At 73.8% G+C, this 10,927-nt stretch carries 12 protein-coding genes; 10 read left to right on the plus strand and 2 right to left on the minus strand.

Annotation, left to right across the window (positions count from 1 at the left end; translation table 11 throughout):
* The first annotated feature begins 10 nt into the window (after positions 1-10).
* Positions 11-487, plus strand: a complete 477-nt coding sequence (gene ribH / locus ACFE67_RS11550) for a 6,7-dimethyl-8-ribityllumazine synthase (protein ID WP_375407037.1) — start codon at positions 11-13, stop codon at positions 485-487.
* Positions 488-587: 100 nt separating this feature from the next.
* Here ribH and ACFE67_RS11555 read toward each other — a convergent pair whose 3' ends face one another.
* Entirely contained in the window at positions 588-1,187 is a 600-nt protein-coding gene (locus ACFE67_RS11555) for a TetR/AcrR family transcriptional regulator (protein ID WP_375407026.1), read from the minus strand.
* A 129-nt stretch (positions 1,188-1,316) separates the two neighbouring features.
* Between ACFE67_RS11555 and ACFE67_RS11560 the strand changes: the two genes are divergently transcribed.
* On the plus strand, positions 1,317-2,609 hold the full coding sequence (locus ACFE67_RS11560) for an MFS transporter (protein WP_375407027.1): 1,293 nt from the start codon (positions 1,317-1,319) through the stop codon (positions 2,607-2,609).
* A gap of 23 nt (positions 2,610-2,632) precedes the next feature.
* Positions 2,633-4,501: a glycoside hydrolase family 3 protein gene (locus ACFE67_RS11565; RefSeq protein ID WP_375407028.1), complete on the plus strand. Its 1,869-nt coding sequence runs from the start codon at positions 2,633-2,635 to the stop codon at positions 4,499-4,501.
* 63 nt (positions 4,502-4,564) lie between these two features.
* Here ACFE67_RS11565 and ACFE67_RS11570 read toward each other — a convergent pair whose 3' ends face one another.
* On the minus strand, positions 4,565-5,389 hold the full coding sequence (locus tag ACFE67_RS11570; protein WP_375407029.1) for a PfkB family carbohydrate kinase: 825 nt from the start codon (positions 5,387-5,389) through the stop codon (positions 4,565-4,567).
* Positions 5,390-5,572: 183 nt separating this feature from the next.
* On the opposite strand from ACFE67_RS11570, the gene ACFE67_RS11575 reads away from it, so the two are divergent.
* The 7 genes from ACFE67_RS11575 to ACFE67_RS11605 form a co-directional block, all read left to right on the plus strand.
* Positions 5,573-6,394 carry a DUF4397 domain-containing protein gene (locus ACFE67_RS11575; RefSeq protein ID WP_375407030.1) on the plus strand — a complete coding sequence of 274 codons (822 nt, stop codon included), beginning with the start codon at positions 5,573-5,575 and terminating at the stop codon, positions 6,392-6,394.
* 73 nt (positions 6,395-6,467) lie between these two features.
* A complete protein-coding gene (locus ACFE67_RS11580; RefSeq protein WP_375407031.1) occupies positions 6,468-7,076 on the plus strand; it encodes a class F sortase in 609 nt (202 codons plus the stop codon).
* Positions 7,077-7,082: 6 nt separating this feature from the next.
* On the plus strand, positions 7,083-7,664 hold the full coding sequence (locus ACFE67_RS11585) for an RNA polymerase sigma factor (RefSeq protein ID WP_375407032.1): 582 nt from the start codon (positions 7,083-7,085) through the stop codon (positions 7,662-7,664).
* Positions 7,645-8,367, plus strand: coding sequence for an anti-sigma factor domain-containing protein (locus ACFE67_RS11590; protein WP_375407033.1), 723 nt, complete (start codon positions 7,645-7,647; stop codon positions 8,365-8,367). The genes ACFE67_RS11585 and ACFE67_RS11590 overlap by 20 nt, the downstream gene beginning before the upstream one ends.
* Positions 8,368-8,440: 73 nt before the next feature.
* Complete coding sequence (locus ACFE67_RS11595; RefSeq protein ID WP_375407034.1) at positions 8,441-9,454, plus strand: lactonase family protein; 1,014 nt, start codon at positions 8,441-8,443, stop codon at positions 9,452-9,454.
* Positions 9,455-9,529: 75 nt separating this feature from the next.
* The gene (locus tag ACFE67_RS11600; RefSeq protein WP_375407035.1) at positions 9,530-10,381 is read left to right on the plus strand and encodes an HpcH/HpaI aldolase/citrate lyase family protein; all 852 of its coding nucleotides are present in this window, start codon (positions 9,530-9,532) and stop codon (positions 10,379-10,381) included.
* A 98-nt stretch (positions 10,382-10,479) separates the two neighbouring features.
* A partial coding sequence (locus ACFE67_RS11605; protein ID WP_375407036.1) for a helix-turn-helix domain-containing protein occupies positions 10,480-10,927 on the plus strand: 448 nt, incomplete at its 3' end.

A 10,927-nucleotide genomic window follows, 5' to 3' on the forward strand; every position in this document is an offset into this window, starting at 1 on the left:
GGAGGGCGGGATGAGCACCGAGGGCAAGCCGGACGAGCAGCAGGTCGACGGGACCCGGCTGACCGTCGCGATCGTGCACGGCACCTGGCACCCGGTGATTGCGGACGGGCTGCTGGAGGGTGCCAGGCGCGTGCTCCAGGCGGCGGGCGCGACCGTGGTCGAGTACCCGGTGCCCGGCAGCTTCGAGCTGCCGGTCGTCGTGAAGGCGGCGCTGGAGGCGGGTGCCGACGCGGCGGTCGCGCTCGGGGTGATCATCCGCGGCGGCACCCCGCACTTCGACTTCGTGGCGACCGCGACGACCGACGGCCTGACCCGTGTCGCGCTCGACACCGGCAAGCCGGTCGGCTTCGGCGTGCTCACCCTCGACGACGAGCAGCAGGGCATCGACCGCGCGGGCCTCGCGGGCTCGAAGGAGGACAAGGGAGCGGAGGCGGCGAGCGCGGCGCTGCAGACCGCGCTGACGCTCCGGGAGATCCGCGCGGTCTGACGCAGCAGGACGGCACACGGAACCGCCCTGCGCCGCATCCGCCGCGCGTCGCTCGACGTGCTCCGCGCCGACCGCATCGGTCGCCCGATCGGCGAGCGGATCAGAGCGGGACCGTGAGCTGCTCCTGCAGGTGCTGCCGGACGACCTCCGTCATCGGCGTCGCGCCGCCGTCGAGCAGCCACTGCAGCTGGAGGCCGTCCATCACCGCGATCAGCTTCCGCGCCGCGATGGTCGGTTCGACCCCGTCGCGCAGGGCACCCTGAGCCCGCGCCTGCTCGTAGGCGTCCGTCATTGCGGCGAGGGTGGACCGGTAGCGCCGGACGAAGTAGTCGTGCGCGGGATGGTCGGCGACCGTCGCCTCCGCGGAGAGCACGGCGTAGAGGTCGACGATGCCGCGCCGCGACTCGTTGTGCGCCGCGAGGGCGACGACGCGGCGGAGCTGGTCGACGCCGCGGACGGCCGGCGGGAAGAACCGCTCGACGTCCTGCTCGTCGCGGTGCTCGAGCACGGCGGTGAGCAGCGCCTGCTTGGTCGGGAAATGGTGCAGCAGGCCGGAGTGGGAGATCCCGCAGCGGGCGGCGATCTCGCGGAGGGAGGTGCCCCGGTAGCCGCCCTCGCCGAACAGCGCCGTCGCGCGGTCGATGATCTCGACCCGTTTGGCCCGGCCCTTGGCGTACCCGCGCTCCTCCGCGACCGTCATGACCCGGCCTCGACCGACGCCCACCACATTCCCATCTTGAAAACCTACCGCTTGGTTGGTTTTGACGTAGGATCTTCTGGTCTCCGGCTGAGCGTGGCCGGATCCGAGGACAGAGGAGTCCAGATGGCCGTGACCGAACCCACCGGCACGATGTCCGGTGCAGCACCCGGAACGACAGCACGGTTCACCGCCGGCAACGGCGTGGTCGTCGCGTACGTGCTCGCCTACTTCGCGATGTACGTCGCTCTGCTCACGCCGGTGATCTCCACCCTTGCCGTGAAGATCAGCACCGTCTCGCCGGCGGCGTCGCGCACGACGGACCTCAGCATCGTGGCCGGCTTCGGCGCGTTCGCCGCATTCGTCGCGAACCCGATCGCCGGAGCGCTCTCGGACCGCACCACCAGCCGGCTCGGGATGCGCCGACCGTGGCTGATCGTCGGCGCCATCGGCGGCACGATCGGACTCGGCATCATCGCGGCGTCGACGACGATCTGGATGGTCGCCGTGGGCTGGGCGATCGCGCAGGCCTCGTTCAACGGCGCACAGGCAGCGCTGCAAGCGCTGCTCCCCGATCAGGTCGAAGAGGCGCGTCGCGCGAAGGTGTCCGGCTGGCTCGGCACCGCCCAGAACGTCGCGCCGCTCGTCGGCATCGCGCTCGCCGCCTGGTTCGCGGCTGCCGGCTTCGCGCCGGCGTGGATGATCGTGATCCCGGCCGCGATCGGGCTCGTCGGCCTGCTCGCGCTGGTCGCGATCCTGAAGGACCGCCGCCTGTCGAAGGCCGAGCGCACGCCGTTCGCGCTCGGCGGCTTCGTCAAGGGCTTCTGGGTGAGCCCGAGGCGACACCCGGACTTCGCCTGGGCGTTCGCCGGACGGTTCCTCATGTTCTTCGGCTTCGCCACCTACAACGGGTACCAGGTGTTCTTCCTGCTCAGCCGGTTCGGGTTCGACACCCCGACGGCGCTGTCCTGGCAGCTGCGGCTCTCGATCGCGCAGACCGTCGCCCTGATCGCCGCGGCGGCGATCGGCGGCTGGCTCTCCGATCGCACCGGCCGCCGGAAGGCCTTCGTCATCGCCGCGACGGTGCTGGCCGGCCTCGGCCTCGTCGTCTTCGCGGTGGCGCAGGACCCGAACGTCCTGTTCCTCGCCTCGATCCTGTTCGGTGCAGGGCTCGGCGCCTACCTCGCCGTCGACCTCGCGCTCGTGACCGACGTGCTGCCGAACCGGGAGACGGAGGCGGCGAAGAACCTCGGCGTCTTCAACATCGCGAACGCGCTGCCGCAGTCGCTCGCCCCCGCGCTCGCCCCGCTGATCCTCGGGATCGGTTCGGCGGACACCAGCAACTACACGGTCCTGTTCGGCGTCGCCGCAGTCGTCGTGCTGCTCGGCGCGACGAGCACGATGTTCATCAAGGGAGCGCGCTGAGGCGCGGCAGATCCGGGACCGCCATGACCACCACATCGCCGGTCGTCGGCCGCGCCCGCCTGACCGCACCCGACGGCACCCAGTTCCGCGACCTCGACCACGACGGCGTGATGGCGCCGTACGAGGATCCGCGGGCGACGCCGGAGGAGCGGGCGGACGACCTCCTCCCCCGGCTCACCGTCGAGGAGAAGGCCGGCCTGCTCTTCCAGGACATGCTGGCCGTCGGCGATGCGGCTGCGCTCGACGACGCCGGGCCCTATGGCGTCGCACCGGCGCACCTCGCGAGCCGGCTGCTGATCAACCACTTCAACGTGCACGACATGCCGGCCCCCGCGGCGGCTGCCCGCTGGCAGAACGCCATGCAGGACCTCGCGGCGGCGACGCCGCACGGCATCCCCGTCACGTTCTCCTCCGATCCCCGACACGCGGTCGCGCCCGCCGAGTCGACCGAGAACGTCGGCGTCGCGCTCGCACCGGGGGCGATGTCGCAGTGGCCGGAGGCGCTCGGGCTGTCGGCGATCGGCGACCCCGACCTCGTCCGCCGCCAGGGGGACATCGTCCGGCGCGAGTACGCCGCGGTCGGCATCCGCGCGGCACTGCACCCGCAGGCCGATGTCGCGTCCGAGCCGCGCTGGGGCCGGCAGGCGCAGACATTCGGTCAGGACCCGGAGGCGGTCGCGCGGTACACGGTCGCCGCGATCGAGGGCCTGCGCGGCGACGGCGTCGGTCCGGGGGCGGTCGCCGCGACGGTGAAGCACTTCCCGGGCGGCGGCCCCCAGGCCGACGGCGAGGAGCCCCACTTCCCCTACGGCAGCGACCAGGTGTACCCGGGCGCGCGGTTCGAGCAGCATCTGCTGCCGTTCCGGGCGGCGATCGCGGCCGGGGTCGTCGCGATCATGCCCTCCTACGGCAAGCCGATCGGCCTCGTCGTCGACGGTGCGCCCGTGCCCGAGGTCGCGTTCGGCTTCAACCGGCCGATCATCACCGGCCTGCTGCGGCAGCGGCTCGGCTACGACGGCGTGGTGGTGACCGATTGGGGTCTGGTCAGCGACCTCCACGTGGGCGGCCTCGACCTGCCGGCCCGCGCGTGGGGGATGGAGGCCGCGAACCCCGAGGAGCGCATGCTCGCCGTCCTCGACGCCGGGTGCGACCAGTTCGGCGGCGAGCGGCTGCCCGGCATGCTCGTGGACCTCGTCCGGTCGGGACGGCTGTCCAAATCGCGGCTCGACGAGTCGGTCCGCCGCCTGCTGCTCGTGAAGTTCCGTCTGGGGCTGTTCGACGACCCGTACGTCGACGAGCAGCAGGCCGAGACGGTGCTGGGTGCACCCGAGTTCGTGGCCGCAGGACGACGCGCCCAGTCGGAGTCGGTCACCGTGCTCGCCGATCGCGGTCCCGTCCTGCCGCTTCGCCCGGGAACCCGGGTGCTGGCGATCGGCGCGAGCGCCGCCTCGGTCGCGGCGGCCGGCCTGATCGCGGTCACCGACGCCTCGGCGGCCGACGTCGCCCTGATCCGCCTCGCGGCACCGTTCGAGCCGAGGAACCGCTACTTCCTCGAGGCGATGTTCCATCAGGGCACGCTCGACTTCCCGGCGGCGACGATCGAGCGGGTCCGATCGATCGCGACGCAGCTCCCCGTCGTGCTGGCGATCACGCTCGACCGCCCCGCGATCCTCACCCCGCTCGAGCCGCTCGCCACCGCGCTGGTCGCGGAGTACGGCTGCTCCGACGCGGCGCTGCTCGACGCGCTGACCGGCGCGATCCCGCCCCGCGGACGGCTGCCGTTCGACCTGCCGCGCTCCTCCGCGGCGATCGCGGCGGCCCGCAGCGATGTCCCCGGCGATACCGCGGACCCCCTCCACCACGCCGGGGAGGCGCTGATCCCCCCGGTCTGATGCGACCGAGCGCGACCTGTCCGTCATTCCGTGACCATCGCTCCGCCGGTGCAGGCGGGGTCGTCACTCGGAGACGGGTTCCGGCTGCGCGCCCGCGTGCTCGACCGAGCGGGCCGCTGCCAGCGCCGCTGCGCGCATCGCGGGTTCGCGCGAGCCGCCGGCCGCCAGGGCCGCCGCGAGCGCGCCGCAGTAGGTGTCGCCCGCGCCCGTCGTGTCGATGACCGGGTCGGCATGCTCCGCCGGGACGGTGACGACGCCCCAGGAGGAGCCCCGGTCGCCGCGCGTGATCAGCAGCTCCCCCGGGTCGCCGCCCGCTGCGCGCAGCAGCTCGGCCTCGGTCTCGTTCGCGACCACCGGCGTCGCCAGCGCGAGCGCGTCGGCGGGCAGGGCCGCGTACGGCGCGATGTTCAGCACCACCCGAGCGCCCGCCTCCACCGCCCGTCGTGCGGCTGCGGCGACGACGTCGAGGCCGATCTCGAGCTGCAGCAGCAGCACGTCACCGGCGGCGATCCCTGCGAGCGCTGCCAGGTCCTGCCGGCCGACGGCGGCGTTCGCCCCGGGCGACACGATGATCGTGTTCTCGCCGTCGCCCGACACCGCGATGAACGCCCGACCGGTCGGCCCCGGAACCGTGCGGACGCCGGTCACGTCGACACCGAACGCGGCGAGCCGCGCCCGGTACGCCGTCCCCTCCGCGTCGTCGCCGACCACGCCGATCATCCGCACGTGCGCACCGGCGACCGCTGCCGCGACGGCCTGGTTCGCGCCCTTGCCGCCGAACGCGAGCGCCGGGTCTCCCCCGATCAGCGTCTCACCGGGCGACGGATGCCGCGGCACGCGCACCACCACGTCGACGTTCATCGAGCCGAGCACCCACACGTCCGCCACGGCTCCATCGTGGCAGGACGGCCCGCCGCGCCGGCGGCGAGGTGGCGCTCTCGGCCAGCCGCCGAGGATCGGCGACGGTCAGCGAACTGCCAGGTGCAGCCGCATCCGCGGCGGGGGTCGCGCCGGAAGTGGGAGGTGAAGGGCGCCCCCGACCCGTAGGTGGTGCCGGAACTGGAGACCTCCATGCGCACCACCTCACGGATCGGCATCGCCCTCGTCGGCGCCGCCGGACTCGCGTTCGCCGCCGCGGCCCCCGCGACCGCGGCCACCGCATCCCCCGCCCTGCTCTCCGTGCTGCATGCGGTACCGGACACGCCGGTCGACGTGTACGTGAACGGCGACCGCACCCTCGACGACTTCCAGCCGGGCGACCTCGCCGGACCGCTGGAGCTCCCCGCCGGCACCTACAGCGTCGCCATCACGGCGGCGGACGCGGCCGACGACTCCGCGCCGGTGATCGGCCCGATCGACCTCGAGCTCGCGGCGGGGGCCAACTACACCGCCGTCGCGCACCTCGAGTCGGGCGGCGACCCGACGGCCACGCTGTTCACCAACGACGTCTCGACGACCGCTGCCGGCGAAGGCCGCATCACCGTCCGGCACACGGCCGCGGCGCCCGCGGTCGACGTGCTCGCGGGTGGCACCGCGGTCGTCGAGGGCCTCGAGAACCCGAACGAGCAGGTGCTCGACCTCGCGGCCGGCACCGTCTCCGCCTCGGTCGCCGCCGCAGGGACCACCGACCCGCTGATCGGGCCGGCGGACGTGCAGGTCGAGGAGGGCGTGAACACGATCCTCTACGCCTGGGGCAGCCTGGACGACGACACCCTGCAGCTCGCCACCCAGACGATCGACGGCCTGCACGGCTCGCCGAGCGGCGTGAACTCCGGCTCCGCCGGCCTCGCCGCCGAGCCGGGTCCGTTCGCGGCGATCTGGACCGCGATCGGCGCGCTGTTCGTCGCCGCAGCCGCATCGGCCGCCGTCGTGGTGCGTGCCCGCCGGCACTGAGCACGTGCGCTCCGGGGGCCGGCTTCCCGTGCCGACCCCCGGAGTCGTGCGCCGCCGATCCGGAGGCGCGCTCGTGCTCGCACTCCTCATGGTGGTCGCGCTCGCCGGCTGCGGCACGACCGCCGCACCGGCGCGGGTCCAGGCGACCCCGACCGCCACCGCATCCGGCACGCCGGCGGCCGTGCCGAACATCCCCGTGGTGGCCGCGACGGCACCGCCCGTCCGCACGCCGGTGGCGCTGACGCGCCTCCGGATCGCCTCCCGCGACATCGACGTGCCGGTCGACCCGGTCGGCGTGCAGGCCGACGGGCAGATGGCGCTGCCCGAGAACCCGGCGAGGGCCGGCTGGTACCGCTTCGGGCCGGACCTCCGCTCGGAGCAGGGCTCCGTGGTCATCGCGGCGCACGTCGACTCCCTCCGGTACGGGCTCGGACCGTTCGTCCGCCTCCGGGATCTGCGGCGCGGCGCCGAGATCCGGGTGACCGACGACCAGCGCCGCACGGTCGTCTACCGGGTGGACGAGGTGCGCCACGTGAAGAAGGCGGCGCTGCCCGCCGACGGCCTGTTCGACCGGAGCGGGTCGCCGCGCCTGGTCCTGATCACCTGCGGCGGCACCTTCGACCGCGTCACCCGGACCTACAGTGACAACATCATCGTCACGGCGAAGGCGAGCGACGGATGAGCGCGGATGCGTGAGCGCGGCCTCCGGCCGGAGGCGGGCGACGACGACGCGCTCGCGCTCGAACGCCGGTTCCACGACGGTGACGAGCAGGCGCTCGCGGCCGTCTACGCCCGGTGGTCCCCCCTCGTCTACAGCCTCGCCCTCCGGTCCCTCGGCGACGTCCGCGATGCGGAGGACGTGACGCAGCGCACGTTCGTGTCCGCGTGGCAGGGCCGGGCCGGGTTCGCCCCCGACCAGGGCAGCCTGTCGGCGTGGCTGGTCGGCATCACGCGGCATCGCATCGCAGATGCGCACGAGGCGAGGGCGAAGGCACGGGAGCTGCAGGCGCGCCTCGCGGCGGAGGCGGACCGCGGGGACGTGGAGGAGATCGATCTCGCCGACCGCCTGCTCGTCGCCGACGAGATCAGCCGGCTCGAGCCCATCGCCCAGCAGGTGGTGCGCCTCGCGTTCTACGACGACCTGACACACGTCCAGATCTCGGAGCGGCTCGGGCTGCCCCTCGGCACCGTGAAGAGCCACCTGCGTCGGAGCCTGTACCGGATGAAATCGCGGCTGGAGGTGGTGCACGGTGTCACACATCGATCCTGAGGACCTCGGCCTGCTCGCGCTCGGCGAGACCGCGGGGCCGGATCAGGAGGCGCACCTGCGGGACTGCCCGGCCTGCGTGGCCGAGCTCGAGCAGCTGCGCGCCGCCGTCCGGATCGGCCGGGAGACGGTCGATGTCGCCCGGCTCGCGCGTCCCGGCGCGCGGGTGTGGGGCGCCGTCCACGACGAGCTCGGCCTGACTGCGGCACCGCGGGAGCTCCCCTCCGGCTTCGGCACCGGACGGGCCGCACCGACCCGGCGCCGCGTCCGGCGCAGTACCGCGATCATCGGCGGAGCGGCCGCGGGCCTCGCCGCCGTCGGTGTCCTCGTCGCGGTGCTGGTCGGCGTGACGCGGCCGGTGGTGCTCGAGCGGGCTCGGCTCTCCGCGCTGCCCGGCTGGAGCGGGGCGCAGGGCACCGCGACGATCGAGCGCGAGTCGGACGGCACGCAGGTGCTGCACCTCGTGCTGACCACGCCGCCGACCGGGCGCGACTACCGCGAGCTGTGGCTGCTCGATCCCGACGACTCCGCGCTGGTCAGCCTCGGGGTGGTCGATGAGGAGGACGCCAGCTATCCGCTGCCCGCCGACGTCGACCTGCAGCAGTACCGCGTGATCGACGTCAGCCGGGAGCCGACGGACGGCGACCCCGCCCACTCGACCGATTCGATCGTCCGCGGCGAGCTGCAGGGGGCGACGGGGGCGTAGGCCGGCCCGATCCTCCGTTTTGTAGGCAGGACCTTCCTACAAAACGGAGGTCCGCATGGCCCAGGATGGGCGGATGGCCGACTTCCTGGTGGGCGGGTACACGCGACCCGGTGAGCACGGCGGTGTCCGGCGGATCCGGCCGGGCACGATCGGGACCGAGGTGGCCGCGGAGACGCCCGACCCCTCCTTCCTCCTCGCCTCCCCCGATCACGCGGACCTGCTGTACGCCGTGGACGAGGGCGGTGACGCCGTCGTCGCCCTGCGCTCGTCAGCGGAGGGGGACGGAGTCGTCGTCGCGCGGGTGGCCGCGGCGGGCTCGGCGCCCTGCCACCTGGCGCTCGTGCAGGCCGGGCGCCTCCTGCTCGCCGCCTGCTACGTCGACGGCGTCGTGAGCGCCCATCCGGTCGACGGGGACGGGATTCCGGGTGCCGGGACCGCACTGCCGGCCCCGACACCCGCGCCGAACGGCCCGCATCCCGCACAGGACGGCCCGCACGCGCACAGCAGCCTGGAAGTCGGCGGCCTGCTGCTCGTCGCGGACCTCGGCACCGATCGGGTGCTGGTCTACCGGCCGACGGAGGTCGGGTTCGCGTTCGACGGCGCGATCCCCGCGCCGCCCGGGTCCGGCCCCCGCGACCTGCTCGCGACCCCCTCCGGCGACGTGCTGCTGCTCGGCGAGCACGACAGCCGCATCCACGTGATCGACGTCGCCGCGCGGCGGATCCGGGCGTCGGTGTCGACGACGATCGATCCGACGCCGGGGGATCAGGCGTCGGGGATGACGCTCGTCGGATCCCGCCTGACCGTCGGCCTGCGCGGCAGCGACCGGATCGCCCTCCTCCGGCTCGGCGATGACGGCGTGCCCGTGCCCGTCGACTCGGCGGCGACAGGAGGGACCTGGCCGCGGCACCACGCGATCGACGGCGACCGGCTGCTGATCGCGAACGAGCGGTCGGGCACGGTCACCGAGCTGCCCTTCCGCTCCGACGTGTCCCTCGGGACGCCGGGACCGGTCGCCCGTACGCCGTCGCCCACGTTCCTGCTGGAGGCATCCCCGTGGTCGCCGACGCGGGCGGCCAGCCGCTGATCCCGGGGCCGGACCGATCGCATCCGATACGGTCTCCACGGCCGCGACATGGCCGCCGGAGGAACGGAGCAGCGCGTGAGCACGACCGGAACGGGGCGTCAGCGCCGCATCGTCGAGCCTGAGATCGCCCGCTCCTGGCTGCTGGTCAACGGCAGCCGCCCCGAGTCGTTCGACACCGCGCGCGCCTCCAGAGCGGATCAGATCATCCTCGACGTCGAGGACGCGGTCGATCCGGCGAACAAGGACGCCGCCCGCGCGGCGGTGGTCGACTGGCTGGGTTCCGGCAACCGCGCCTGGGTGCGCATCAACGACCGCTCGACGCCCTTCTGGGCCGACGACATGGCCCTGCTGGCCGGCGTCGACGGACTCGACGGCGTGCTGCTCGCGAAGACGGAAGCGGCCGAGCACGTCACCGAGACCTTCGACCGGCTCGGCGGCGCCGTACCCGTGCTGCCGCTGATCGAGTCCGCGGTGGGCATCGAGGCCGCCGTGTCGATCGCCGGCGCACGAGGCGCGTTCCGCCTCGCGTTCGGCAGCGGCGACTACCGCCGGGACACCGGTACCAGCGCCGACGACCTGGCCATGGCGTACCCGCGCTCCCGCCTCGTCGTCGCCAGCCGCGTCGGCAACCTGCCGGGCCCCATCGACGGCCCCACCGTGGGATCGAGCCACCCGGTGCTGCGCGAGCAGTCGCAGACCACCGTCGCGCTCGGCATGACCGGCAAGCTCTGCCTCGACATCGGGCAGCTGCCCGTGATCAACGAGGTCATCAGCCCGACCCCCTCCGACGTCGCGTGGGCGCGCGACTTCCTCGCCGATTTCGAGGCCCGCGGCCGCGTCATCAACGACGGCAGCGACCTCCCGCGGCTCGGCCGGGCGCAGAAGATCGAGAAGCTCGCGACGGCCTTCGGAGTGAACCCGCTCTGAGCGCGCGGAGCACGGTGGCCCCCGCATGGGGGTCGCCGGTGTGTAACATCGCGGTAACGCACCGCCGGAAACCCTGCCGGTGTGCCTCCCACGGCGAGTTGTCCTCCGATGGGGATGTCTGCCTAGACTCCCCCAAGCAGCGGAGATCGGAGCAGGCACTGGACCCCCAGACGGATGAGCGCGACCGCTCGGTACTCGGCCGCGCCGTCGGTGTGCTCGACGCGTTCGCCGGTGCCGACGGCCCTGAGCTCTCCCTGACGGAACTCGCGGATCGCGCCGAGCTGCCGCTGACGACCACCCATCGCCTCGCGGGCCAGCTGGTCAACGAGCGCCTCCTCGAGCGCCTGCCCTCCGGCCGGTTCCGCATCGGCCCGCACGTGCAGGAGCTCCTGTCGCTGGCCCCGCGGGACGTCTCGCCGGAGGACGTCTCGCATCCGTACTTGCAGGACCTCTCCGATGTGACGGGCCAGCCGGTCCAGCTCGTGGTGCTGGAGGGCACGGACACGGTGATCGTGGACCGCACGGGCGGCAGCCCGGCCGGCCGCG

The organism is uncultured Amnibacterium sp. (genome assembly GCF_964244015.1).
Taxonomy (GTDB): domain Bacteria; phylum Actinomycetota; class Actinomycetes; order Actinomycetales; family Microbacteriaceae; genus Amnibacterium.